The organism is Streptomyces sp. GL_148, assembly GCF_057834205.1.
In genome coordinates this window covers 8,300,058-8,325,689 of sequence record NZ_CM174396.1, presented here as the reverse complement: position 1 = coordinate 8,325,689, position 25,632 = coordinate 8,300,058, and the positions used below count along the sequence as shown (strand labels likewise).

Below are 25,632 nucleotides of genomic sequence, written 5' to 3'. Positions count from 1 at the left end.
TGTTACAGTTGTCGGCAGCGAAGGGGAGTAGTCCCGAAAACCGCTGGTCGACACACTGGACGCCCCGACGGGTCCCGGCCACCGGGCCACCGCGCTTCACGTGCGGGGCGGACGAGACCTTCGGCCAAGGCATGACCCGTCCCACATCACCGTGTGGGCCGCTTCGTCGTGCCGGGCCGAGTGGTTCTTCCCGTCGCCCCCTGCTGGGTGCCGATCCGAGCCATCAGAGCCCGGCTCCAGCAGAAAGCAGCATCCCGGAATGACTCTCGACCCCGTGGCGATCTTCACCGCCTTCGGTCTGATCTTCCTCGCCGAGCTCCCCGACAAGACCATGTTCGCCTCGCTGGCCATGGGCACCCGGATGCGGCCGCTGTACGTATGGTTCGGCACCTCCACCGCGTTCATCGTGCACGTGGCCATCGCGGTCGGCGCCGGAAGTCTGATCGGCATGCTGCCGAACATGGCCGTCAAGCTCGTCTCCGCCGCCCTGTTCGCCTTCGGCGCCGTCGTCATGATGCGCTCCGGTGCGGACGACGACGACGCGGACTCGGCGGCCAAGGCCGTCACCGGTTTCTGGCCCGTCTTCACCACGGCGTTCATGGCCGTCTTCATCGGCGAATGGGGTGACCTGACGCAGATCACCACCGCCAACCTCGCCGCCACCAACGGCTGGCTGCCCACCGCCATCGGTTCCGCCGCGGCCCTCATGTCGGTCTCCGCCCTCGCCCTGATCGTGGGCCGGTTCATCGCCAAGCGGGTGCCCCTCAAGACCGTCCAGCGCTTCGGCGCCCTGTGCATGGCGGGCCTGGCCGTCTGGACGCTCATCGAAGCCTTCACCGGCTGATCGCCTGATCGACTGATCGCCTGATCAGCCGATCGGGGCTGATCGTCCGGTCCGGGTCACTCCGCCCGCGGCGCGGCCTTGAGCAGGGCGAAGACCGCCCCGCTCGGGTCCGCCAGCCAGGCGATCCGCCCGACGTCGGGCACGTCCGCGCCCGGCATCAGCACCGAGCCGCCGCTGGTCCGCGCGGTGCTCACCACGGCGTCCACGTCCGCGACCGCGAAGTACGGCACCCAGCGCGCGTCCGTCTCCCCCGCCGTCAGCGGCGCCACCCCGCCGAAGGATCCGTCCTCCTGGTCCCCCTCGGCGGTGCTGAGCACCTGGTAGGTCATGCCGGGCGCCTCCATCTCCCGTGAGCGCGTCCCGAAGAGGGCTCCGTAGAAGGCGAGCGCCGCCGGCGGATCCGGCACGTGCAGTTCGACCCAGCACAGCGCGTTGTCGGCGGAGGTCAGCTCCAGTCCCGGTGTCCGGCCCGGCTTCCAGATGGCGAACTCGGCGCCCTGCGGGTCGGTGTACTGCCCGAGCCACCCCTCCCCCATCACGTCCATCGGCTCGACGCGGACGGCGCCCCCGCCGTCGCGCACGCCGCGGGTGGTGGCCTCCACGTCGTCGGTCCGGAAGTACACGGTCCACGCGGAGGTCGCCCCCGGGTCGAGCTGCCCGACCGCGGCGACGGTCTTCCCGTCCGCCTGGAAGAACCCGTACCCGCCGGTCTCGGGTCCGAGCAAGTGGAACTCCCAGCCGAAGACGGCCCGGTAGAAGGCCGCGGCCCGGGGGATGTCGGGGCTCCCGAGGTCGAGCCAGTTGGGCGAGCCGGTGCGGTAGTCGGTACCGAGCATGGGGTTCCTCCTGCGACGGGGTTTCGCATGCGAGGTACCCGCGCGACGGCCCCTCACCCCGCCGCCGCCTCCCATCGCCACACGTACGGGTCTCCCCGGCGCACCGCATTCGGCCGGTCCGCGCCCCCGCCGGGCAGGTGCCACCCGGCGCTCACCGCAGGGTGGGCGTGGTCTCGGTGGCGACGTGGGACAGCTTCTCGGGGTTGCGGACGAAGTAGAGGCCGGTGATGCGGGTGTCCTCGACGTGGAAGGCGATGACTCCGTCGAACTCTCCGTCGATGTGGACGGAAAGGGCCGGGGTGCCGTTGACCATGGTGGAGGCGAGGGAGAACGAGATACCTCCCTTGGCGGCCTTGCCCGACATGCCGGCGAAGACGCGGGCCACGCTGATCGCGCCGACGATCGGCCGCAGTGCGGCGTGCTTGATGCCGCCGCCGTCGCCCATGTAGACGACCTCGGGGGCGAGCACGTCCAGGAGGCCCTGCAGGTCCCCGGTTTCGAACGCCCGCTGGAACGATTCCACGGCCGCCCGGGCCTCTCTCGCGGAGACCGTCTGGCGGGGGCGGCGGGCGTCGACGTGCTTGCGGGACCGGTGCGCGATCTGCCGGACGGCCGCCGGCGTCTTGTCGACGGCGGTCGCGATCTCCTCGTAGTCGAGGCCGAAGACCTCGCGGAGCACGAAGACGGCCCGCTCGGTCGGCCCGAGCGTCTCCAGGACCAGCATCATCGCCATCGACATGCTCTCGGCCAGTTCCACGTCCTCCGCCACGTCCGGCGTGGTGAGCAGCGGTTCCGGCAGCCACTGGCCGACGTACGCCTCCTTGCGGCGGCTCATGGTGCGCAGCCGGTTCAGCGCCTGGCGGGTGGTGATCCGCACCAGGTAGGCGCGCCGGTCGGTGACCGTGTCGAGGTCGACGCCCGCCCAGCGCAGCCAGGTCTCCTGGAGGACGTCCTCGGCGTCGGCCGCCGAGCCGAGCATCTCGTAGGCGACGGTGAACAGCAGGTTGCGGTGGGCGACGAAGGTCTCGGTCGCCGGATCGGGGGCCTGCGCGGGTGTGTCCACAGCTGGTTCTCTTCCGTCAATTCCGTCAGGTTCCGTCGGTCTCCGGGCAGTTCGGATCCTGCCATGATCGACTCAAGATCGACTCAAGATCGACTCATGATCACCGGACCGCCCGGCCCGGCTCAAGCGGTCTGTGCGACAGGGGCGTTGATCCCGCCCTGCTCGGCCTCCAGGCGCCGCTTGCGTGCGTCGCCCCCCTTGAGGCGGTGCAGGCCGTACGAACCCGGCTTGCCCGCCTCCCCGGCCAGGTGCTTCACGATGCTCTGGCACACCAGCTCCTTGACCTTCGCGCCCGGTGTGCCCGCGATGTGGAACCACAGAGCGGTGTCGTTCCGGTGGGCGAACTGGAAGATGCCGGCGCCGCGGCCCAGGCTGATGCACTGACCGAAGAACATCTGGTTGAGGGGCTCGGGCCGCTCGTCCGCGATCCGGCTCAGGACCGTGTCCGCGGCCCGTGCGCCGAGCGGCATCGCGGCCTGGCAGCTCATCCGCAGCGGCAGGCCCGACGGCGCCGCCGAGTCCCCCGCCGCCAGGATCCGTACGTCGTCCACGCTGGTCAGCGTTTCGTCCGTGAGGAGGCGGCCCAGCGCGTCGGTGCTCAGCCCGCTGCGCACGGCCAGGTCCGGCACGCTGAATCCGGCGGTCCAGATGGTGACCGGGCTGGGCAGCTCGCGGCCGTTCGCGAGGCGTACCGCATCACGGGTCACCGCCGTGACCTTGGTCTCCGGGCCTTCGAGCACGGTCACCCCGAGCGCCGTCAGCCGCCGGGCCACGGAGCGCCGCCCGCGGGCGTGGAGGTACGGGCCGAGGACCCCGCCGCAGACCAGGGTCACGGCCCGGCCCTGTTCGGCCAGTTCGGCGGCGGTCTCGATGCCGGTCGGGCCGGCGCCGACCACCGTCACCGCGGCCGTCCGGGGCGCGGCGTCGAGGACCGGCCGCAGTCGCTGCGCGTCCTCCAGGGTGGCGATCGGGTGGGCGAACTCCGCCGCTCCCGGCACGGTCGGGTCCGCGCTGCCGCTGCCCACCGCGTAGACGAGGTAGTCGTAGGAGACCCGGGCTCCCGAGGCCAGGGTCACGCTGCGTTCGGCGGCGTCGATCCGTTCGACGGAGTCGACGAGCAGGGCCACCCCCTCGGCCAGGACCTTCTCGTACGCGACCACGGCGTCGTGGGTCCCGCCCGCCAGCTGGTGCAGGCGGATCCGCTCCACGAAGACCGCACGCGGATTGACCAGTGTCACCGTGACGTCCTCGCGCTGCTTCAGGCGGTTGGCGGCCATCACTCCGGCGTATCCGCCGCCGATCACGATCACGTTGGCGTTCTCGGCCATGGTGTCCATCTCCTTCGTTTCGAGGGTTCGGACACAAGACACCGGCCGGCCGACGGTTGTGACAGCCTGCGCTCAGAATTCTTTTCGGTTGTTCCGAAGGCCTCTCACCCTGCCTCTCACCGCGGCGGTCAGCAGACCTTCCCGGGACCGGCCGCCGTGGCCCGCAGCAGGTCCTTCAGGAGGACGAAGTCGATCTTCTCCGGCCTGCGGAAGCGCAGGCAGCCCTTGCCCATGTCATGGCCCGCGAGCCGCTCCGCGAAGGCTTCGCGGACGTCGCCGCGCATCAGGTAGAAGGAGATGTACTGCTTCTGGCTGGCGAAGGCGATCTCCCCGACGCCTTCCCGTTCGTACGCGGGCATCCCGTACGCCATCACTTCGGTGAATCCGCGCAGCTCCGTCCGGCACAGCTCCCGCAGCCGGGTCAGTGCCTCCCTGCGCTCCTCGGGTACCTCGGTGAGGTATGCGTTCACGTCTTCCGCCTGGCTCTGAACCATGGATCCGAGCGTAGGCGAACCCGCGCCCCCCGTCCTCGTGCAACCTCACGGTTGCGCGATGGGCAGTGACGTGCAACTCTGTAGTTGCACTAGTTGCACCGAATCACTCAACCGCTTGCGACGAAGGAGTCCCTGATGAACGCGGACCGGATCGAACGCGACACCCTGATCGAGGCGCCCCTGGACCGGGTCTGGTCCCTGGTGGCCGAGCCGGGCTTCTGGGTGGCCGACGAGGGGTCCCTGGCCGGCACGGTGGCCAGGGAAGGGGAGTCGATCGTGGCGAAGAACAGCGAATACGGCGAGTTCCCGGTGCGGGTGGAGAAGGTCGACCCTCCGACCTACCTGGCGTACCGGTGGGCCAGCGCCTTCCCCGGCCAGGATCTCCGCGAGGACAACAGCACCCTGGTGGAGTTCACGCTGAGCCGCGAGGGGGACAAAACGCGGCTGCGCGTCGTGGAGAGCGGGTTCGCGGCCCTGGCCGGGTCCGAGGAGCTGCGCGGCAAGGCGCTGAAGGACAACACCGGCGGCTGGCCGCAGGTGCTCGACGCCTTCAAGAAGCGCGCCGAGCAACCGGCCGCGTGAGCGAGGAACTACCCGGCCCCGACGAGGCGGTCGACCACGTCCTCGTCGCACTGGCGGACCCGACGCGGCGCAAGCTGCTCGGCCTGCTCGCCGCTCACGGCGAGGTCAGCGCGACCACCCTGGCCGAGGGGCTGCCCGTCTCCCGGCAGGCGGTGGTCAAGCACCTCGCCGTCCTGGACGCCGCCGGGCTGGTCACCGGCAGCCGGGTCGGACGCGAGGTCCGGTACACCGTGCGGCCCGCGGCCCTGGACGCCACGGCCCGGTGGATGGCCACCCTCGCCGCCGACTGGGACCGACGGCTGGCAGCCGTCAAACGGATCGCCGAGGCGGCGGAGCGGGATGCGCGCTAGGGCCTGTCGTCAAACTCCTGTCGTCGCCCGAAGGGCGGCCTCGCGGCGTCTGGTGCGTGCTCTCGGCGTGCCGGGCGGAAGCCCGCGTACTGGCCCGTACGTGGGCTTTCGCCCGGTGCGGCGAGAGTGCGTGCCAGACGTCGCGAGGCAGACAGGAGTTTGACGACAGGCCCTATGGCCGCCACGGCCCGATAGTGGGAACTGTGAGCGACTGGCCAGAGGGAACCGGACGAGCCGCGCGAGCCGCGGCGAGCGGCGCGGACCACGGCGGCGGGCAGGAGCCCATCGCCTGGTCCGGGCCTGAGGGCGCACAGGCCTTCGCCGCCGTGGAGGCGGCCACGGACTGGCTGCTCGGATACCCCTTCGTCTTCCGGGCCCTGGCCCGGTGGATCGGCAGCGGATCCGTCCTGGTGGACTACGGATGCGGGCCGGGCAAGGTCGCCGACCACGCGGCCCGGCAGCTCGGAGCGAAGGTGCTGGGCGTGGACACCTCCCCCGAGATGCTCGCGCTGGCCCGCGGCTCGGGGACGGCGGTCGCCGAATACCACCTGGTCACGGACGGGCGTGCGGCCTGCCTGGCGGACGGCAGCGCCGACGCCGTGATGTGCAGCCACGTCCTGGCTTCGCTGCCCACCGAGGAGGCCGTGCTCGCGGTGTTCCGGGAGATCCGCCGGATCCTGCGGCCCGGCGGCCCCTTCGTCCTGCTGGCCACCGATCCCGCGTGCAGCGGGACGGAGTACGCCTCGCTGAGCATCGGCGACGCGGGTGCCACGTACGGCCCGGGCGACGAGCTGCCCGTACGGCTCCGGCGTACGGACGGCAGCTGGCAGGTGATGCGAAACCACGCGTGGCCCGTGAATTTCTACCCGCCCCTGCTGGAGCGGGCCGGATTCACCCTCCTCGTCCAGCACCGCCCGACGGTGGAAGAGGCCCTCGGCCTCCCCGGCCTCGTCGACGCGGACCTCGCCGCCGGCCGCACCTGGGCGGCGGAGCGGGCCGGTCCTCCCCTGATGATCACCACGGCGCTGGCGGTCTGAGGGGGCACGGGCCCGCCGCACCTCAACGCAGCTGGAGCACGCTCCGGACACCGGCGTGGTCGGAGGGCCACAGACCTGACGGGGTGCGGTCGGCCTGGGCGGCACCCACCCGGTGGGCCGTCAGAGCCTTGACCTTGCCCCGGAAGAGCACGTAGTTGATGCGCTGAGTGCGTGTGGAGGTGGCGTTGCGCAGGTCGGCGTCGTGGCAGCCGGGCCGAAATCCAGAATGACTGACGGCAGGTCGCGATCCGGGTGTGAGCTGGACGGCCTACGGTGCGCCTGAACGGCGCCGGAGTCACCTCCGGCATCGTGCAGGCGGGCTCAGCAGGCGCAGGAGATGCCCGAGCGCGGGGCGGTCAGGTCGTCGATCGCGCGCTGGTCGGCGCCCTGGGCGGTCTCGAAGGCGAAGCCCTCGCGGACCCAGTGCTCGAACCCGCCGAGCATTTCCTTCACCTGGTAGCCGAGGCGGGCGAAGGCCAGCGCCGCACGCGTGGCGCCGTTGCAGCCGGGTCCCCAGCAGTAGGTGACGACCGTCAGCGCCGGGTCGATCAGCGTCGGCGCCAGCTCCGCGATCCGCGCCGTCGGAAGGTGCAGCGCCCCCGGGATGCGGCCCTGGTCCCAGGCGGCCTCGCTGCGGGAGTCGACCACCACCAGCCCCGGGACACCGGAGAGCAGGTCGGCCCGTACGTCCGAGACGTCCGCCTCGAAGGCGAGCCGGGCGGCGTAATGGGCCGCCGCGACGCCCGGAGCGGCGGCGGGGACGGAGAGGACGGCGCTGGTGGGCTCACTGGAAACGGCGCTGGAGATCGGGGTGGCGGTGGAGACGCTGGCGGCGGTCGCGGACATGGGGGAACTCCTTGTGCGGGGCGAAGGGCTGGGGTTCAGTCACCGGCCCGGGGACTCCCTTGCGGTGATGACTCCATCCTCTGGTCCTGCCGCCCCCGCGACGAGTGGCGTAAACGCCTCCACTCGTCAAGATCCCGCCAGGGGTGCGGTGACCCTGACGAACGCCTTCCGGTAGGCCGTCGGCGTCGTGCGCATCTGCCGGCTGAAGTGGTGGCGGTACGTCGCGGTGGAATCGAAGCCGACCGCCGCGGCCACCTCGTCCACCGTCCCCTCCCCCGACTCCAGCAAGGGCAGGCTCGCCGCGATCCGCTGGGAGACCACCCAGCGGATCGGGCTCACACCGTTGCGACGGGTGAAGTGGCGGAGGAAGGAACGCTCCGACATGTTCGCCGCGCGGGCCAGGGCCGGGACCGAGAGCGGGCCGTACAGTCGCTGAAGGGCCCAGGCCATGCTCCGGGAGATGCCGTCGTCGGCGCCGTCGGGGCCTATCTCGCCGACCGCCGCCTCGATGAACTGGGCCTGCCCGCCCTCGCGATGGGGTGGTACGACGAAGCGGCGTGCCACGGTGTTGGCGACGGCGGCGCCGTGGTCGGCGCGGACCAGGTAGAGACACAGGTCGATGCCGGCGGCGCTGCCCGCGCTGCTCAGCACGTCGCCGTTGTCGACGTAGAGGACGTCCGGGTCGACCTCGATCTCGGGATGGCGCTCGGCGAGGGTGCGGGCGTAACGCCAGTGGGTGGTGGCCCGGCGGCCGTCGAGGAGGCCGGTCGCGGCGAGCGCGAAGGCGCCCGAGCAGATGGAGACCAGGCGCGCACCCCGGGCATGGGCCGCGAGGAGGGCGTCGACCAGCGACGGCGCGATGACGCCGCCCGCCGGGGAGACGCCGGGGACGATCACGGTGTCCGCGGCGGCGAGCGCGTCGAGCCCGTGCTCGGCGCGGAGCGTGAAACCGCCCACCACGCGCAGGTCCCGGCCCGGTTCCGCCGAGCAGACCCGCAGCTCGTACCAGGGCAGGTCCCCCAACTCGGGCCGGGCGAGGCCGAACACCTCGACCACCACGCCCAGTTCGAAGGGCGCCATGCCGTCGAAGGCGAGTACGGCCACCACATGGGCCGGGGCCGGCTTCGTGAGGTGAAGGGATACGGCCTCGGAAGTCATGGCCGTACTGTAGCCAGGCGCCCTGACCAGGACTGACCTGACCTCATGAGGCCTCATCGGGCCGGTGAAGGAGGAGGAGATCAGAAGGGTGAAGAGGAGTACGCACTCCTTGCCACTTACAACATATAGCGCACTGGGGGGCTTGCGGCAAGACCCCCCGGCTGGGGCAAAATCGCGGACCTAGGCCAGAACTTGCCGGAAAATGGGAGATTTACTCAGTGCGTGCTGATATGTCAGCTCTTGGATCACACGGTTCCGTCGAGTCGGCGGCGACGACCGCCACCAGTGCGTTCGAACTTCCCGACCGCCTCTCCCCCAAGGCCGACCCGGCTCTCATCGACGGCGACGAACGGCATTTCGCTGCCGTCTCGCACTGCCTGGAGCAGACGATCGCCGAACTGTCCGACCGTCTGGAAGCCACGCGCAAGGCGCCCGGCGGCATCGGCCGGGAGGCGATGGACCGCGACGCGGAGATCCACCGCCTGACCAGCCGGCTGCGCACCCTGCGGCGCTTCGGGCTGGACCTGTGCCTGGGGCACATAGTGCCCGCCGACGGTTCCGATCCCGTGTACATCGGGCGCCTCGGCCTCACCGACAGCGCCGGGAACCGGCTGCTGCTGGACTGGCGCTCCCCCGCGGCCGAGCCCTTCTTCGCGGCGACGCACGCCGTCCCGATGGGCCTGGCGAGCCGTCGCAGGTACCGCTGGACCCGTGGCCGGATCAGCGACTACTGGGACGAGGTCTTCGCCGCCGACGGCCTCGAAGGGCGCGCCGCGCTCGACGACCAGTCCGCCTTCATCGCCAGCCTGGGCGGCAACCGGTCGGCCCGGATGCGCGACGTGCTCGCCACCATCCAGACCGACCAGGACGCCATCATCCGGGCCGGATCGCGGGGCGCCCTCGTCGTCGACGGCGGTCCGGGTACGGGCAAGACCGTCGTCGCCCTGCACCGCACCGCCCACCTGCTCTACTCCGACCCCCGGCTCGGGCACCGTCGCGGCGGCGTGTTGTTCGTCGGTCCGAGCCGGCCCTACCTGGCCTACGTCTCGGACGTGCTGCCCAGCCTCGGCGAGGAGGGCGTCCAGACCTGCACCCTGCGCGACCTCGTCACCGAGGGAGCCGACGCCGGGGTCGAGACCGACCCGCGCGTGGCCCTCCTCAAATCCTCCGCGGACCTGGTGAAGGCGGTGGAGGCGGCGGTCCGCATCTACGAGGAGCCGCCCACCGAGGGGATGACGGTCTCCAGCCACTGGTCCGACATCTGGCTGGGCGCCGACGACTGGGCGGCCGCGTTCGAGGCGGTGGAACCGGGCACCCCGCACAACGAGGCGCGCGACCAGATCCTGGAGGAGCTGCTGACGATCCTGATGGAGAAGGACGACAGCGACGTCTCGCCCCAGCTGCTGCGCCGTTCGCTGCTCCAGGACCGGGACCTGATCACCGCCCTCAACCGTGCCTGGCCGATGCTCGACGCGGGCGAACTCGTCGGAGACCTGTGGTCGGTGCCCGCCTACCTGCGCAAGTGCGCCCCGTGGCTCGGCCGCGATGACGTGGCCCTCCTCCAGCGCGCGGACTCCCAGGCCTGGACGGTGTCGGACCTGCCGATCCTGGACGCGGCACGGCAGCGGCTCGGCGACGCGGAGGCCTCCGTACGCAAGCGCCGCCACGAGGCCGCCGTCGCCGCCGAGCGTGCGCGCAGGTCCGACGTCATCGACCGGCTGCTTCAGGACACCGAGATCGACGAGAGCGAGGGCGCGGTGGGGATGCTGCGCGGACGGGATCTGCAGGACGCGCTGATCGACGGGGACGCGCTGCCCGGCGCCGAACCCGACCTGCTCGCCGGCCCGTTCGCCCACATCATCGTGGACGAGGCGCAGGAACTGACCGACGCCGAGTGGCAGATGCTGCTGACCCGCTGCCCCTCGCGGAGCTTCACGATCGTCGGGGACCGCGCGCAGGCCCGGCACGGGTTCACGGAGTCGTGGCGGGAGCGGCTCGAACGGGCCGGGCTCGACCGGATCACCATGGCCTCCCTGAGCGTCAACTACCGCACCCCGGAAGAGGTCATGACCGAAGCGGAGCCGGCCATCCGCGCGGCACTCCCCGACGCGAACGTGCCGGCGTCCGTCCGGAGCAGCGGCATCCCCGTCACGCACGGCAGCGTCACGGACCTGGCCGCGGTCCTCGGCGACTGGCTCGACGCCCAGGCCGACGGGGTCGCCTGCGTCATCACCGCCGACGCCGCCGACGCCGTGGACGCGATGGACGTCCTGGACGCCGCCGCGCTCCCGGCGGCGTCCCGCGTCCGCTTCCTGACTCCGACGCTGTCGAAGGGACTCGAATTCGACCTGGTCGTCCTCATCGACCCGGACGCCTTCGGCGAGGGCATCGAAGGCGCCGTCGACCGCTATGTCGCGATGACCCGCGCGACGCAGCGCCTCGTCATCCTCACGAGCTCCTGAGCCGGCCCGGCCGCGTGGCGGCGATCACCGCCTAGCGGAGGGCCCCCAAGGCCTTGGTGAAGGCCAGGGGCTGCTGGAGGATCGAGCTGCACGTCGCGTCCGCGTAGTTCACGACTCCGGCCGGGCACTGCCGGTCGCGGGTCGCGGACCACATCGCCAGCCTGCCGATTCCCTTCTCGCTCGCGAAGTCCACGAGCTGGGTGGCGTCGGCGAGGGTGAAGATCTCGCTCGTGACGTCGTTGACGCCGATCATCGGGGTGACGGCGACGGTCTTCCAGGCCGCCGCGTCCGAGAGGCCCAGTACTCCCTTGAGCTGGGCCTGCGTGGCCGTGGCGGCCTGGATCGCGTACCGGCCCATGTCACCGCTGTAGGCGGGGCCGTAGTCCATGGCCATGATGTTGACTCCGTGGATCCGTACGCCGGCCTTCTTCGCGTCCGCCAACAGGGCCACGCCCGGCTGCGTGAGCCCTTCCGGCATCACGGGCAGGGTGAAGGCCACGTCCAGCCCCGGGTGGGCGGCCTGGAGCAGGGTGATGGCTTGGGCGCGCCGGGTGTTGGCGGCGGTGTCGGGCAGGGCCGCGCCCTCGATGTCGAAGTCGACCTTGGTCAGCCGGTACTGGTCGACGACCTTGCCGTAGGCGGCGGCCAGTTCCCGTGCGGAGCCGCAGTTCAGGGCCAGTTCGTGCCCGGCGGCGCCGCCGAAGGAGACGCGTACGTCCCCGCCCTTGGCCCGCAGGGCGCCGATCTGCGCGGCGACCTTGTCGTTTCCGAGCTCGGTGACCCCGCCCCACAGCGGGGCGCAGCCGCCGCCTGAGGTGATGAAGGCGAGGTGGAACTCCTTGACACCGGTCTTGGCCGCCGTGTCGACGAGGTCGTAGGCGGGGTGGAGCGAGGTGTCGACGTACGGCGCGAAGCGCGCGCCACCGGCCGGGTTTCCGGTCGGCGGCGGGGTCGTGGCCGTCGCGGTGGGCGGGGCGGGCTTGGACGGCTGCCCCGTGGGCTTGGGCGCGGGGGTCGCGGGAGCGCTCGTACCGGCCGTCGGCGCCGGTGTCGCCCCGGTGGTGGGGGCGACCGTGGGGCGGCCGCCCGGCGGGGGTGTCGCGCCCTGGTCCGCCGAGCACTTCGCTCCGTTGATCCGGCAGTTCGTCGGGTTGGCCGCGTTTCCGGCGTTCGCGCTCGCGCTCGTGACGAAGCCGATCGTGACGGAGGCTCCCGCGGCCAGCTCCTTGTTCCATGCCGCCGGCTTCACGGTGACGCGGCGGCCGCTGACCGTGTGCGAGCCGTTCCACAGGGAGTCGATCGCCGTGCCCGCGGGCAGGTCGAACTCCAGGGTCCAACTGGTCTGCGTCCGGCTCGTGTTGTTGGTGATCACGTACGTGCCAGTGTAACCGCCGCTCCAGGAGCTCGACTTGGTGTACACCGCGCCGACCGAGGCGGCCTGGGCCGTACCCGTGAGGGCGAAGGCGGCGGCCGCGATCAGCGCCGCCACCGCCGTCCCGCCCACGGCCTTCGCCTTCGTGCTCGTCCTGCGCCGGTGACCGGTCGTGCTGCCCATCGCGTGCCTGCCTCTGAATTGCCGGGGGTTCGGGGTTTTTGGGGGTGCGGCAGCACGCTAGCCGCCCCGAAACGGACATTTGATCGATTCGGGGTGATGGTCGCGAACCTTAGGTTCCACTTAAGGAAGCGATCGGGCGACCTTAAGGCGGCCGGGCCGCCCGCGCGGCCTAGGTCGTCTCTTTCGACCTAGGGGTCGCCAAGTCCACTGGGTGAACAGTCGGTTGATCTCCGGCGCGAGCGGGGCCGATGCCGCATATGCTCCCTCCGTACCTCAATGCGACGTACATCCGAGCGCCTCGCGAGCCGTAAGGGGACCGCCCCGTGAGTGTCCGAATTCAACCCTCCTCCCAGGTCGACGAGACGGCCGAACTCGGGGAGGGGACCACCATCTGGGATCTGGCGCAGGTGCGCGAGGATGCCAGGCTCGGACGCGACTGCATCGTGGGACGTGGAGCGTACGTCGGTCCCGGCGTACGGATCGGCGACAACGTCAAGCTGCAGAACTACGCGCTGGTCTACGAGCCCGCCGAACTCGGCGACGGGGTGTTCATCGGCCCGGCCGCGGTGCTCACCAACGACTTCTACCCGCGGGCCGTCGACCCCGACGGCCGTCAGAAGCGCGGCGGCGACTGGGAGGCGGCCGGGGTCGTGGTGGCCGAGGGCGCCTCCCTGGGGGCCCGGTCGGTGTGTGTCGCGGGGGTCCGGATCGGGCGGTGGGCGCTCGTCGCGGCCGGCGCGGTCGTGTCGCGGGACGTAGCGGACTTCGCGCTCGTGGCGGGAGTGCCCGCCCGGCGCATCGGCTGGGTGGGCCGGGCCGGAGTCCGCCTTGTGGAACGCGACGGCGAGCCGGGCATCTGGGAGTGCCCGCGCACCGGCGCCCTGCACGACGAGACCGACGGAACGCTGGCCGAGCGCACCTGACGCAACGTCGGCAATTTGGGTCAATGGCATTTCCTCAAAACCACAATCAATGAACATCCTTGGGCATACCTTGTCCCTGTACACGGGATCTGAGCAGGCAACAGGCTGTGTTCAGTGGGGGGTTGTACACGACGAGGGCAATCGCAGACGAGGTGACGGCCGGCGCGGAACCATGCGCCCGTCCGCCGCCGCTCGTCCGCGCGCGCCCCGATCCGGAACTTCGCTGGAGGGGGATCCAGCGGGCCCGGACTGCTCGTGCCATCGGGGGGATCACACCGTAGGCACGCGCACCGTCATGCGCAGTCCCCTCCGCCGGACGACGACCGCCGGGTCTGTCCTAGGAACGATTCAGAGGGGGTAGGTGTGTTGGAGCAGTACGGCTACAGCTCGGACATACAGGGCGAACAGGACATGCGGGGAACCGGGGTGGGGAACCGGTGACCGCCAGACGATTAGAAGCACTGGCCCACGAGGACCCGTCGCTGCACGCCCTCGCCGAGCGACTGCTCACACTGGCCGAGGCGGGGCTGCCCGAGATGTACCTGCCGGGCGCGGAGACCTTCGTCTTCACCCGGGTGGGGACCGTCTCCCCCGAAGGCGTGAGGCGCGTGGAACGGCGCGGTACCAGCACCCGGTACGCGGCCATCACCGCGCTGGGCGCGCGGTTCCTCCCCGAGGAGCGGCAGCGCGCCCTCTTCGACGGCCGCAGCGCCGGGGAGTTCACGGCGCTGCTGGTGGAACGGCTGCCCGCGGTGACCAACCTCGGCGACGCCGCGCTCATCGCCTGGGCCGCCGCCGAGACCGGCCACCCCAAGCTCGCGGACGCCGTGGCGAGGGTGGCCGAGCTGGACGTCCTCGGACGTCCGCAGTACACGGTGGAAGCCGCCTGGGTGCTCTCCGCCCTCACCGCGGCCCGGACCTCGGTGGACGTCGAGTACCGGCTGGCAGCCGCCCGCGACCGCCTGCTGGCGGCCCGGATCGGGGACGGCCCGCTGTTCCCGCACGCCACCGGGCCGGGGCTGGTCCCCGGGTACCGCTCCCACGTGGCCTGCTTCGCCGACCAGACCTATCCGCTCCAGGCGCTGGCCCGGCTGCACGCCGGCGCCCCGGACCCGCAGGCCCTCGCGGCCGCCGACGCCTGCGCCGCCCGGATCTGCGCCCTGCAGGGGGACGGCGGACAGTGGTGGTGGCACTACGACGCCCGCACGGGCGGCGTGGTGGAGGGCTACCCCGTCTACAGCGTGCACCAGCACGCCATGGCCCCGACGGCCCTCTTCGACCTGGCCGAAGCGGGCGGCACGGACTTCGGCGCCCAGATCCGCCGGGGTCTGCGCTGGATGACGGAGGTGCCCGAGATCAGCGGGCCCGACGGCACCCCGCGCGAGCCCATGATCCGCGAGGAGTACGGGGTCACCTGGCGCAAGGTCTACCGCGGCGATCCCGCCAAGGCCGTGCGCGCGGCCCGCGGACTCACCACCAAGGTCGCCCCGCGGGCCCGGCTGGCCCCGCTCGACCGGATCTTCCGCCCTCTGGCGGTGGACCGCGAGTGCAGGCCCTACGAGTTCGGCTGGCTGCTCCACGCCTGGCTCGGGGGGCTCGGGAGATGAACCACAGACAGTCCCTCTTCGGAGTGGCGCTCGACCCCCTGACCATGGACGAGACGGTCCAGCGCTGCCTCGACGCCGTACGGCGCGGTGAGCAGATCGAGATCGGCATGGTCAACGCCGCCAAGCTGGTCAACATGCGCCGCGACCCCCGCCTCGCCGCGGCCGTCGCCGGCTGCGACCTCGTCCTGGCCGACGGCCAGGCCGTGGTGTGGGCCGGCCGCGTGCTCGGGGTCCGGCTGCCCGAACGGGTCGCGGGAATCGACCTGTTCATGCGGCTGCTGGCAGCGGCGGAGACCGCGGAGATCCCCGTCCACCTGCTCGGCGCACGGCAGGACGTACTGGACCTCATGCTCGGCCGGATCGCCGAGCGGTTCCCCGCCCTGCGCGTGGCGGGCAGCCGCAACGGCTACTTCGAGGACTCCGAACAGGGCGAGATCGCCGACGCGGTGGCCGCGAGCGGCGCCCGCATGCTGTTCCTGGGCATGACCTCGCCCAAGAAGGAGATCTTCACCGCCGGCTACGGCAAGCGCACCGGCGCCCACGTGGTGCACGGCGTCGGCGGCTCCTTCGACATCCTGGCCGGCATCACCAAGCGCGCCCCCCTGGTCTGGCAGCGGATGGGGCTCGAATGGTTCTACCGGACCCTCCAGGAACCGCGCCGCCTGGGCAGGCGCTACCTCACCACCAACGCCGCCTTCCTCCTCATGACGGTCCGGGAACTCATCCGCCGCACACCGTCCACACCGTCTGCCGGTTCCGCGAACAGGAGTCACTGATGCGCGTCGTCGTCGTGGGACAGGGATACGTCGGCCTTCCGCTGGCCATCAGGGCCGCCGAGGTCGGACACCAGGTGGTCGGTTACGACGTGGACGCCCGGCGGGTCAAGAGCCTCGCCGCCGGCGAGTCGTACGTGGAGGACGTCTCCTCCGCACGGCTGAGCCGGGCGCTGGAGCTGGGCACGTACCAGGCCAGTGACCAGGCCCGGGACTGCGGCGGCTTCGACGTCGCGGTCGTCACCGTCCCGACCCCCCTGCAGGACGGCGCCCCCGACCTGCGCTACATCGAGGAGTCCGCGCACACCCTGGCCCGCTTCCTGCGGCCAGGAGCCACCGTCGTGCTGGAGTCGACCACCTACCCCGGCACCACCGAGGAGCTGTTCGGCCCGATCCTGGAGGACGGTTCGGGCCTCACGGCCGGCGTGGACTTCCACCTCGGCTACAGCCCCGAGCGCATCGACCCCGGCAACAAGGTGTGGGGCTTCCAGCAGACGCCGAAGGTGGTCTCCGGCGTCAACTCCCTCTCCCTCAAGGCCGTGGAGACCTTCTACGCGGGCCTCGTCGACACCACGGTGCCGGTGCGCTCCCCCAAGGAGGCCGAGCTGGCGAAGCTGCTGGAGAACACCTTCCGGCACGTGAACATCGCCCTGGTCAACGAGATAGCCATGTTCGCCCGCCACCTCGACATCGACGTGTGGCAGACCATCGAGGCCGCCTCCAGCAAGCCTTTCGGCTTCATGAAGTTCACCCCGGGCCCCGGCGTCGGCGGTCACTGCCTGCCCATCGACCCCTCGTACCTGTCGTGGCGGGTGCAGCGCGAGCTCGGTCAGAACTTCCGCTTCGTGGAGCTCGCCAACGACATCAACAGCCACATGCCCGAGTACGTGGCGCGCCGCGTCATGGACGCGCTCAACGCCAAACGCCGCTCGGTCAACGGCTCCCGGATCCTGCTCCTGGGACTGGCGTACAAGAAGAACACCGGCGACGCCCGGGAGTCTCCGGCGGTCCGCGTCTCCCAGCTACTCCTGGACATGGGTGCCAAGGTGCGCGCGGCCGACCCCCACGTGGTGGAGAGCATCAAGGTCGACGCCCGCCTCTCGCGGGTGGAGCCGACCCGCAAGGAGCTGGCCGCCGCCGACGTGGTCGTCCTGCTCACGGACCACGACTCCTTCGACTACCCGATGATCACCGAGCACGCCTCGCTGATCCTCGACTGCCGCAACCGGCTGTCGGGACCCACGGTGGAGGTGCTCTGACTCCATGCCCAGAATCATCTGCGTGGCCGGGGCCCGGCCCAACTACATGAAGATCAAGCCGGTGATGGACGCCCTGGAGGGACGCGGCGCGGAGGTCGTCCTCGTCCACACCGGCCAGCACTACGACGAGTCCATGAACGACGTCTTCTTCCGCGACCTCGGCATCCGCTCCCCCGACCGCTATCTCGGGGCCGGGTCCGGCAGCCACGCCCTGCAGACCGGCCGGGTGATGGAGGCCTTCGAGCCGCTGCTCGACGAGCTGGTCCCGGACGCGGTCGTGGTGGTCGGGGACATCAACTCCACCCTGGCCTGCGCCCTGGTCACCGCGAAGGCCGGGCCGCTGCTGGCCCACGTGGAGGCGGGTCTGCGCAGCCGGGACTGGAGCATGCCCGAGGAGGTCAACCGGGTCGCCACCGACCGGATCAGCGACTACCTGCTGGCCCCCTCCCCCGACGCCGCCGCGAACCTGCGGTCGGAGGGGTACCGGGAGGACCAGATCCACGTCGTCGGCAACGTCATGATCGACACCCTGTTCGCCAACCTGGAGCGGGCCCGGCGCTCCGACGTCCTCGACCGCTACGGGCTCACCCGCGGCGGGTACGGCCTGGTCACCCTGCACCGGCCGGCCAACGTGGACGATCCGGACGCCCTGCGCGGCCTGCTGAAGGCGCTGGGCGAGATCGCGGGCCGCTGCCCGCTGCTGTTGCCCGTGCACCCCCGGGCGGCCGAACGGCTGGCCGAGATCGGCGTCCCCGGCGGCATCCGGCTGGTGCCGGCCGCCGGATACCTCGATTTCATCGCCCTGCAGGACTCCGCCCGGGTGGTGCTCACCGACTCCGGGGGCGTCCAGGAGGAGACCACCGCCCTCGGCGTGCCGTGTGTGACCCTCCGGGAGAACACCGAGCGGCCGATCACCGTCGAGCAGGGCACCAACGTCCTGGCGGGCACCGACCCGGACCGCATCACGGCCACGGTGCACCGGGTGCTCGACGATCCGCCCGCGCCCCGCTGCCCCGAGCTGTGGGACGGCCGCGCGAGCGAGCGCATCGCGCAGGTGCTCTTGGGGGGCGGGAGCGCGGCGACCCGGCCGCGCCCCACCGACCTCGTCCCGGGCACCGCGCCCGTCGTCTAGTGCTGTGGCCGGAAGGGTGTGCCGGAGCACGGCGAACCCTTCCGGCCACAGCACCGTTTCCACCTCTGTTCCACCTGGATCGAAAGAAGGCTGATGGACCTCGCGGAGATCTGGCGGGTCATGCGCAGGCGCTGGTACGTGCTGCTGCCCGGACTGCTGCTCACGGCCGCGCTCATCACAGGCGTGTACCTGCTGGTCCCGGTGGAGTACCGGTCGCAGAGCACGGTGACCCTCCTGAACTCGAAGAAGGCCACGGTGGCCTTCGACGGCAACCCCTTCCTGAGCACCCAGGCCTCCCTCACCGGCATGGCCGACGGGCTGGCCCGCAACCTGAACTCCGACGATTCCAAGGCGGACCTCAAGGCCCAGGGACTGACCGGCCTGTACGAGGCGAAGATCGCCGACAACGCCCAGGGGCCCTTCATGTGGCTGAGCGTCACCGGCACCGACCCGGCGGCCGTCCTGAACTCCGACAAGCTCTTCACCGCGTACGCCGAGAAGCGGCTCCAGGAGTTCCAGGCCCAGCAGTCGGTGACCCCCGAGGCGATGATCCGCATGGCGACGATCGTGCCCCCGCAGAAGCCGGAGCCGCAGACGAAGACCCGGCTCCAGTACCTGGTCATGGCGGCGGCGCTGGGCTTCGTCCTCAGCCTGGTGGCCACCTTCTTCGTCGAGGCCCGGCGCCGCAAGGCCGACAAGCCCGGCCGCCGCAAGCCCCTGGAAGGCGAGCAGGGGCCGCCCGAGGACCCCGGTCCCGGTCCCGACGCCCACCACAACGGCGCCGTCGACCCCACGGCGACCATGGCGCTCAAGGTGCTGCCCTCGTCGGCCTTCCCCTCCAAGGCATCGCCGTGACCTCGCCCACCACGGACACCGCCGCCCAGGACCCACCCGAGCACCCACCCGAGGTCCCGCCCGAGGTCCCGCCCGAGGCGCCGTCCCTGGGTCGCAAGGTGGGATCCGCCGCCCGGTGGAGCCTGGTCAACACCATGGTGATGCGGCTGGGCAACTTCGTCACCGGCATCATCCTCGCCCGCTTCTTCCTCGGTCCCGAGGCCTGGGGCGTCTACGGGATCGCCCAGACGGTCCTGCTGGTCCTGCTCTCCGCCAACGAGCTCGGGGTCTCCCTCGCCATCGTGCGCTGGGAGGGCGACCCCCGCCGCTTCGCCCCGACCGTCCTCACCCTGAGCGCCGCCTCCAGCCTGCTGCTGTACGCGGGCCTGTTCGCGGCGGCCCCCCTGGTGGCCCGGGTGCTCGGCTCGCCCGAGGCGTCCGGCGTGCTGCGCGTGATGTGCGTGTGCGTGGTCCTCGACGGGCTCTCGCAGGTGCCCGCCGGCTTCCTCACCCGGGAGTTCCAGCAGGGCCCGCGGATGGCCATCGACGCCGTCAACTTCGTCCTCAGCACCTCGGTGACCCTGCTGCTCGCCGTCCAGGGCTGGGGTGCGATGAGCTTCGCCTGGGGCTCCGTCGCGGGCAACGTGGCCGCGCTCGTCGGCTGCTGCCTCGCCGCGCCCGGCACCCTGCGGTTCGGCTGGGACCGGCAGCAGGCCCGGGCCCTACTGCGCTTCGGGCTCCCGCTCGCCGGGGCCAGCATGCTCGCGCTCGGCGTCGTCAACGTGGACACCATGGTGGTGGGCTCCTCCCTCGACCAGCTGGCCCTCGGCTTCTACGTGCTCGCCTTCAACATCTCCGGCTGGCCCGTCCGGATCATCTCCGAGGCGGCCCGCCGGGTCTCCTTCGCCGGGTTCTCCCGACTGGCCGACAGCGACACCGGAGGGGGGCCGGGCGCACTGGCCGTCGGCTTCGGCCGGGCCCTCGGCGTGGTGATGACGGGCACGGTCCCGCTCTGCGTGCTGCTGGCCGCCCTCGCCGGGCCGATCGTCGAGCTCGTCTACGGGGAACGCTGGCTGCCCGCCGCCGCCGCACTGCCCTGGCTGATGGGGCTCGGACTGGTCCGGATCGGCTGCGAACTGGCCTACGACTGCCTGGTGGCCATCGGCCATCGCCGCTCCCTCATCGGGGTCCAGGGGCTGTGGCTCGCCGTCCTGGTCCCGGTCCTGGTGGCCGGCGCCGGCGCGGGCGGGATCGAGGGGGTGGCCCAGGGCCACGTCCTGGTCGCCGGGGCCGTCGTGGTGCCGGTGTTCCTCTTCGCCCTGCACCGGGGCGGCGTCGGGCTGGGCACCGTGGCGTGCGCCTGCGCCTGGCCGTTCCTCGGCGGCGCCGTGATGGCGGCCGTGGTCCTCGGTCTGGAACGGCTCCTCGGCGACGGCGTCCTCGCGCTCGTGGCGACCGCGGCCGCCGCCACCGTGTGCTACGCCGTGTGCGTCCTGCCCAGCCTCGGGTTCCTGCGCGGGGCCGCACCGGCCGCCGCGGCCACGACGACGAAGGACTGACACCATGGCACGCGTGCGCAAACGGCTGTGGGCCTGGCTGCTGGCCGGATTCTTAACTGTCGCGGCCCTGACCCTCTACCAGGCCGAGCGGACGGGCCGCAGCGAGTCGGCGGCCGATTCCTGCCCGGAGAGTGCCCTCGAATGCCCCGGCGAGGAGAAGCCCCTCCCCCTGCCCGTGCCCGTCGAGCCCTCCGTCTCGCCTTCCCCATCCGGCAGTCCGAGCCCGTCGGCGACCCCGGCCTCCCCGTCACCCACTCCCCCGCCGGGCAGCAGTGCACCGCCGCCGCCCACACCGGGCCCCGTCTGCAACGCCGCCTCGCCCGGCGCCTGCGGCTTCCCCGACGCCCGCTCCACCGGTCCCCGGATCGCGCTGGAGCGGCACGACACCGGGAACATGTCGGTCAAGACCAACGGCACGGTCATCAAGGGCTGGGACATCCGCGGTTCCCTGGACGTCTACGCCGACGACGTCACCGTGATCGACAGCAGGATCACCTCGACCAACTGGTGGGGCATCAACCTCCGTCCGGGCTTCAAGGGTCTGCGGGTCCTGCACACCACGATCACCGCCCTGCCGGGCAAGGGCCCCGACAACGGGGGCGTCGACTACGCGGTCTCCAACATGGGCGAGAGCTCCGTCGAGGTGGGCTGGTGCGACGTCTCGGTCTTCGGCAACGCCCTGTCCATGGGCCAGGGCAACCTGCACGACAACTACGTCCACGACATCGTCGCCTTCCGCAACCTCGGCGGGGAGTGGCAGCACACCGATGCCGTGATCAGCGGCGGCGGCAACAAGGGCCGGCTGACGATCCGCCACAACACGCTGCTGAACTCCGTCCCGGTCGACAAGGGCGCCAGCGCGGCGCTCGGGCTCTTCGCCGACACCGGTGTGGTCTCCAACGTGCTCGTCGACAACAACTGGCTGGCCGGAGGGGCGTACGCGCTCTACGGCGGCGGCCCGGGAGCCACCGGCATCCAGGTCACCGACAACGTGTTCTCCACCCAGTACCACCCGCACAGCGGGCTCTACGGGGCGGTCGCCGCGTGGAACGCGGGCGGCGCGGGGAACGTGTGGCGCGGCAACCGCATGTCGGACGGGCGCCCCGTCGTCCCCGAGCCCTCCCCCTGACCACCGAGAGGACATGACATGCGCCGCATCGCCCGGGCCCCCTGGGAACTGCTCAAGCGGGCCTTCGGCTGGCTGGTGCTCTTCGAGGCCAGGAACAAGCTCCTGCTGGCCCCCTCGGCCCTGCGGCTGCGGCGTTTCGAGAACGCCGAGACCGGCAGGCTGCGCTCGCTCCTGGGCCGCCCGCCGGCGGCACTGGTCGCCACCGTGATCGCCACGCACCGGCGCCCCGAGGCCCTGCGCGCGGCGGTGCGCTCGGCGCTGGCGCAGACCGTGGCCGACCAGGTGGTCCTCGTCGTGGACGACGGTGCCGGGCTGCCCGAACTCCCCTCGGATCCCCGGCTCTTCGCGGTGTCGCTGGCCCGGAACACGGCCACGGCCGGCGTGGTGCGCAACGTGGGGATCCGACTGAGCCGGTCCCGGTACGTGGCCTTCCTGGACGACGACAACCTGTGGGAGCCGGACCATCTGGAGCAGGCCCTGACGGTCCTGGAGTCGCCGGGCGGACCCGACGCGGTGTACACGGCGCTGCGCAGGATGCTCCCCGACGGATCGCAGCGGGACGTGCTGTCGGTTCCCTTCGACCGCCGCCGCTCGGCGCACGAGGCCTTCCTCGACACCAACGCCTTCGTGGCGCGCCGCACCCCGGCCCTGTACTTCAGCCGGCTGCGGCGCACCCCCGAGGTCCTGCCCCGCGAGGACTGGGAGCTCGTACGCCGCTACAGCCGGCGCCACGAGGTCCGCCACCTGCCCCGGCCGACCGTCCGCTACCTGGTCAACCCTGAGAGCTTCTACACCGCCTGGGAGGGGCCAGCGCCCACCGGTCCGGCGTCCACCGGGCCGACCCCCGCCGTCTGAGCCGGTCCGGTCAGGGCCCCGGGGTGGCGCGCAGGGCGGTCCGGCTGGCCAGGGCCCGCGCCGCGGCCCGGCTCGCCGGGCGGCCGAGCGCCGCCCGGGAGGTCTCCCGTAGCAGCACGGCCGCGCGGAAGGCCGCGGTGGCCGGCGCCGAGTGCCGGCGTCCGTAGAGGCGTACCCGGTTGAGGGTCAGCAGGGTCCACAGGCGCGGGGAGACCTGCGAGTCCCCGCCGAGGTGGACGGCCGAGGCGGCGGGTTCGAGGCGGGTGGCGAAGCCGTGGTCGCCGGCCCGCAGGCAGTACTCGGTCTCCTCCGAGTACAGGAAGAACGATTCGTCCCAGGCTCCGCACGTGTCCAGGCACTCCCGGGAGAGCGCCATCAGCGCACCGGACGCCCAGTCGGCGACCGTCTTCTTCCCGTACGCCGACGGATCGGTGACCAGCTCGCTCCACCGCGGGAAGCGTCCCGCGCGACGGTTGCCGATCACGGCCTCGCCGAGGGCCCGGGTCACCCGGGACTCCCGGCGCAGCGAGTGGTGGAGCGTCCCGTCCTCCTCGTACAGCAGCGGGACGCTGATCCCCACCCGGCCCCGGCCGGCCACCGGGTCGCCGAGCGCGCCGACCAGGAGTCGCGCGCAGCCCTCTCGCATTCGGATGTCCGGGTTGCACACCAGGGCGGCGCCAAAGCCGCCCTCCCAGTCCGCGGCGGCCGCCAGGGCGGCGTTCACTCCGGCCGCGTAACCGGCGTTGCGGCCGGTCTCGACGACGGTGGCCTCGGGAGCCAGCGACCGGATCAGGTCCACGGTGCCGTCGGCGGAGTCGTTGTCCGCGACGACCAGCCGCCAGTCGACCCCGGCCATGCCCTGCGGCAGGGAAGCGAGGAACTCGGGGATCACCCGGGCGCTGTTCCAGGTGACGACGACGACGGCTACCGGACCGGCTGCATCCTGCCGGTCGGGGCGGTCGGCGGCTGGGGAGCCGGGAACTGCGCTGTCGCGGGCTGTGCTGTCGCAGGACACGGGGACTCCAGGGTTCGGGGCTCGGGCGCGGCGCGCCGGATGAAGCCGAGGTAGCTGCCTCCGGCGGCGATCGTCAGGAAGAACATCCCGGCGAACATCGGGAAGCTGAGGGCGTCGAAGGTGGCCGCGCTGACGAGGGCGACGAGGGCCGAGGCGAAGAAGGCCTGGCCGAGCTCCCGGTCGGACTCGTCGGCGGCGAGACGGCGGATGGCGCCGCCCTGGTGGATTCCGGTGAGGAACAGCGCGAGGAGCGCGAGCAGACCCAGCAGGCCCATCTCCGCCAGGGTCAGCATGTACTGGTTGTCGGTGAAGAAGTAGAGGTCCGGGGTGAAGGTGCCCAGGCCCCGGCCGAACAGCGGGCGCTCCTCCAGGTAGGGCACGATCGCGCTGTACTTCACGGTGCGGGCCTGGGTACTGCTGTCGGAGTTCGACACGAAGGACGCGAAGAGCGTGGTGATCGTGCCGATCAGTCCGGGGACCAGGACCTTGAAGACGGCCACCGAGCCGAGCAGCAGACCGAAGGTGGTCCAGCGGCGTTGCGGCTTCCACCGCGGCACCATCACCAGCACCACGATGAGCGCCCCGATGATGGAGGTCCGCGACACCGTCAGCGGCAGGGCCCCGCCCATCAGCGCCACCGGCGCCCAGCGGCGCCAGCGGCTCAGCTGCGCCCGGACCGGATCGAAGGCCTGCTGGATCGCGAAGGGCAGCAGCAGGGCGAGCATGCCGCCGAACTCCAGCGGCTGCGCGGTGGTCGAGCGCGGCCTGGTGAACGCCCCGCGGTCCAGGGTGGTGATCTGCGCGACGCTCGACTGGAGCCCGGGGATGCTGATCTTCTCGGCGATGTTCGTCGCGGTGAAGAAGTCGTAGTAGCCGATGGCGGCGACCACCGCCCCCATCACGACGGCCCGCCGCAGCAGCACGTCCAGGCGTGCCCGGTCCTGGATCCCGGCGGAGATCAGCACCACCAGCGATACCCAGACCAGCAGTCCGATCAGCCCCCGGTCGGCGCCCAGCACCTCCTTGTGCGAGCTTCCCCGGGAGGCGTCTCCCAGGTACGAGGCCAGGACCGACACGGCCAGCAGCCACATGACGACCCGGGGCAGCCGGGTGCCGGGGGCCGGTCTGATCCGGCCGGTCAGCCAGGTCGCCAGGTACCAGAACAGGGCCAGGAGCGCGAAGACGTTGGCCGGGGTGCCGACGCCGCCGAGGCCCGGCAGGGTCAGGTTCGAGGGGATGAAGAAGGCCAGCCCCAGGTAGCCGGTGAGGAGCGCGGTGGCGTCCAGTTCGCGGTGGCGCGACCGCTTGCGCACGCGCGTCTTGGCCGTCCCGGCCGCGGCCTCGGCGGCCTCGCGCCGGCGCCGGCGGCCCGCCAGCAGGCTCTCCATGACGAAGGAGGCGGTGAAGCCGGCGATCAGGCCGGCGATGATCACGGCCAGTACCTGCTGGTAGCGGGTCTTGAGCTGTGGTTTCGGGGTCTGCGGCAGCACCACGGGCGCCGTCTGTACGAAGTACGCGGGCTGTACCTTGGCCGCCGCCTGGAGCGCGTTGAGCTGCTCCCCGGCGAAGTCGGTGAGGGTACTGGTCTCCTTGAGCACCTTGTTGCGGTTGGTGCCGGTGACGGTCAGCGTGAGCATCGGACCCGAGGCGTTCGCGGCGAAGCCGACGGTGTAGGGGTCGGTCACCCCGAGACCGTGCAGGTCCCGCGCCGCGTCCGCGCCCGACAGGGTTCTGATGAGCACGTCGGCGGTCACCACGAGCGAACCGCCCGCGTTCGCGATGGGGTTGCCGAAGGCGGGGGCCAGCTGGGCCACGGCCGCGGAGTCGAGCAGGGCCACCGAGCTCTGCGACTGGTAGGACACCGGGACCGACTGGTACAGCTGCGCCCCCGCGAGGACCCCGCACAGCGTCAGGGGCCCCATGACGTACCAGCGGCGCCGCAGTACCGCTCCTATCTCACCGATGTTCACGAACGCTCCCTCGCAACTGCC

Annotated in this window: 23 protein-coding genes; 14 read left to right on the top strand and 9 right to left on the bottom strand. The window is 71.8% G+C overall.

All coding sequences use genetic code 11. The features are described from left to right. Positions 1-259: 259 nt before the first annotated feature. A complete protein-coding gene (locus AC3IYI_RS37505) occupies positions 260-844 on the top strand; it encodes a TMEM165/GDT1 family protein (protein ID WP_489407888.1) in 585 nt (194 codons plus the stop codon). A gap of 56 nt (positions 845-900) precedes the next feature. Here the strand turns inward: AC3IYI_RS37505 and AC3IYI_RS37500 are convergent, their stop codons facing one another. The 4 genes from AC3IYI_RS37500 to AC3IYI_RS37485 all read right to left on the bottom strand — a co-directional run bounded on the left by AC3IYI_RS37500 (position 901) and on the right by AC3IYI_RS37485 (position 4,565). Next, positions 901-1,680, bottom strand: coding sequence for a VOC family protein (locus tag AC3IYI_RS37500; RefSeq protein ID WP_489407887.1), 780 nt, complete (start codon positions 1,678-1,680; stop codon positions 901-903). A 151-nt stretch (positions 1,681-1,831) separates the two neighbouring features. Then, a complete protein-coding gene (locus tag AC3IYI_RS37495) occupies positions 1,832-2,743 on the bottom strand; it encodes an RNA polymerase sigma-70 factor (protein WP_489407886.1) in 912 nt (303 codons plus the stop codon). 122 nt (positions 2,744-2,865) lie between these two features. Next, entirely contained in the window at positions 2,866-4,071 is a 1,206-nt protein-coding gene (locus tag AC3IYI_RS37490; protein WP_489407885.1) for an NAD(P)/FAD-dependent oxidoreductase, read from the bottom strand. Positions 4,072-4,199: 128 nt separating this feature from the next. Then, positions 4,200-4,565, bottom strand: coding sequence for an iron chaperone (locus tag AC3IYI_RS37485; protein WP_243340355.1), 366 nt, complete (start codon positions 4,563-4,565; stop codon positions 4,200-4,202). Between the two features lie 135 nt (positions 4,566-4,700). On the opposite strand from AC3IYI_RS37485, the gene AC3IYI_RS37480 reads away from it, so the two are divergent. From AC3IYI_RS37480 to AC3IYI_RS37470, 3 genes are all read left to right on the top strand, one after another. Beyond that, on the top strand, positions 4,701-5,147 hold the full coding sequence (locus AC3IYI_RS37480; RefSeq protein ID WP_489407884.1) for an SRPBCC domain-containing protein: 447 nt from the start codon (positions 4,701-4,703) through the stop codon (positions 5,145-5,147). Then, positions 5,144-5,497 carry an ArsR/SmtB family transcription factor gene (locus AC3IYI_RS37475; RefSeq protein WP_489407883.1) on the top strand — a complete coding sequence of 118 codons (354 nt, stop codon included), beginning with the start codon at positions 5,144-5,146 and terminating at the stop codon, positions 5,495-5,497. Before AC3IYI_RS37480 ends, AC3IYI_RS37475 begins: the two co-directional genes overlap by 4 nt. A 203-nt stretch (positions 5,498-5,700) precedes the next feature. Continuing rightward, a complete protein-coding gene (locus AC3IYI_RS37470) occupies positions 5,701-6,534 on the top strand; it encodes a class I SAM-dependent methyltransferase (protein WP_489407882.1) in 834 nt (277 codons plus the stop codon). 321 nt (positions 6,535-6,855) lie between these two features. Here AC3IYI_RS37470 and AC3IYI_RS37465 read toward each other — a convergent pair whose 3' ends face one another. Further along, positions 6,856-7,380, bottom strand: a complete 525-nt coding sequence (locus AC3IYI_RS37465) for a rhodanese-like domain-containing protein (RefSeq protein WP_489407881.1) — start codon at positions 7,378-7,380, stop codon at positions 6,856-6,858. 126 nt (positions 7,381-7,506) lie between these two features. Continuing rightward, complete coding sequence (locus tag AC3IYI_RS37460) at positions 7,507-8,538, bottom strand: helix-turn-helix domain-containing protein (RefSeq protein ID WP_489407880.1); 1,032 nt, start codon at positions 8,536-8,538, stop codon at positions 7,507-7,509. 230 nt (positions 8,539-8,768) lie between these two features. Between AC3IYI_RS37460 and helR the strand changes: the two genes are divergently transcribed. Next, positions 8,769-11,000 (top strand): RNA polymerase recycling motor ATPase HelR, encoded by a 2,232-nt coding sequence (gene helR, locus AC3IYI_RS37455; RefSeq protein ID WP_489407879.1) that lies wholly within the window; start codon positions 8,769-8,771, stop codon positions 10,998-11,000. Positions 11,001-11,031: 31 nt separating this feature from the next. Here helR and AC3IYI_RS37450 read toward each other — a convergent pair whose 3' ends face one another. Continuing rightward, complete coding sequence (locus AC3IYI_RS37450) at positions 11,032-12,555, bottom strand: cellulose binding domain-containing protein (RefSeq protein ID WP_489407878.1); 1,524 nt, start codon at positions 12,553-12,555, stop codon at positions 11,032-11,034. Between the two features lie 323 nt (positions 12,556-12,878). Here AC3IYI_RS37450 and AC3IYI_RS37445 point away from each other — a divergent pair, with 323 nt between their 5' ends. The 9 genes from AC3IYI_RS37445 (at position 12,879) to AC3IYI_RS37405 (ending at position 22,626) form a co-directional block, all read left to right on the top strand. Further along, on the top strand, positions 12,879-13,478 hold the full coding sequence (locus tag AC3IYI_RS37445) for an acyltransferase (RefSeq protein ID WP_489407877.1): 600 nt from the start codon (positions 12,879-12,881) through the stop codon (positions 13,476-13,478). Positions 13,479-13,915: 437 nt separating this feature from the next. Beyond that, entirely contained in the window at positions 13,916-15,085 is a 1,170-nt protein-coding gene (locus AC3IYI_RS37440; protein WP_489407876.1) for a hypothetical protein, read from the top strand. After that, entirely contained in the window at positions 15,082-15,861 is a 780-nt protein-coding gene (locus AC3IYI_RS37435) for a WecB/TagA/CpsF family glycosyltransferase (protein WP_489407875.1), read from the top strand. The genes AC3IYI_RS37440 and AC3IYI_RS37435 overlap by 4 nt, the downstream gene beginning before the upstream one ends. After that, complete coding sequence (locus tag AC3IYI_RS37430) at positions 15,861-17,117, top strand: nucleotide sugar dehydrogenase (RefSeq protein WP_489407874.1); 1,257 nt, start codon at positions 15,861-15,863, stop codon at positions 17,115-17,117. Before AC3IYI_RS37435 ends, AC3IYI_RS37430 begins: the two co-directional genes overlap by 1 nt. A gap of 4 nt (positions 17,118-17,121) precedes the next feature. Beyond that, complete coding sequence (gene wecB / locus AC3IYI_RS37425; protein WP_489407873.1) at positions 17,122-18,249, top strand: non-hydrolyzing UDP-N-acetylglucosamine 2-epimerase; 1,128 nt, start codon at positions 17,122-17,124, stop codon at positions 18,247-18,249. Positions 18,250-18,342: 93 nt separating this feature from the next. Then, on the top strand, positions 18,343-19,104 hold the full coding sequence (locus tag AC3IYI_RS37420) for a YveK family protein (protein WP_489407872.1): 762 nt from the start codon (positions 18,343-18,345) through the stop codon (positions 19,102-19,104). After that, positions 19,101-20,642, top strand: a complete 1,542-nt coding sequence (locus AC3IYI_RS37415) for an oligosaccharide flippase family protein (protein WP_489407871.1) — start codon at positions 19,101-19,103, stop codon at positions 20,640-20,642. The genes AC3IYI_RS37420 and AC3IYI_RS37415 overlap by 4 nt, the downstream gene beginning before the upstream one ends. A gap of 4 nt (positions 20,643-20,646) precedes the next feature. Beyond that, positions 20,647-21,771, top strand: a complete 1,125-nt coding sequence (locus AC3IYI_RS37410) for a hypothetical protein (protein ID WP_489407870.1) — start codon at positions 20,647-20,649, stop codon at positions 21,769-21,771. 18 nt (positions 21,772-21,789) lie between these two features. Then, positions 21,790-22,626: a glycosyltransferase family 2 protein gene (locus AC3IYI_RS37405; RefSeq protein ID WP_489407869.1), complete on the top strand. Its 837-nt coding sequence runs from the start codon at positions 21,790-21,792 to the stop codon at positions 22,624-22,626. 10 nt (positions 22,627-22,636) lie between these two features. On the opposite strand, the gene AC3IYI_RS37400 is transcribed toward AC3IYI_RS37405, so the two are convergent. Both AC3IYI_RS37400 and AC3IYI_RS37395 read right to left on the bottom strand, forming a co-directional pair. Further along, on the bottom strand, positions 22,637-23,641 hold the full coding sequence (locus tag AC3IYI_RS37400) for a glycosyltransferase (protein WP_489407868.1): 1,005 nt from the start codon (positions 23,639-23,641) through the stop codon (positions 22,637-22,639). Continuing rightward, on the bottom strand, positions 23,551-25,611 hold the full coding sequence (locus tag AC3IYI_RS37395) for an O-antigen ligase family protein (RefSeq protein WP_489407867.1): 2,061 nt from the start codon (positions 25,609-25,611) through the stop codon (positions 23,551-23,553). Before AC3IYI_RS37395 ends, AC3IYI_RS37400 begins: the two co-directional genes overlap by 91 nt. Positions 25,612-25,632 lie beyond the last annotated feature (21 nt).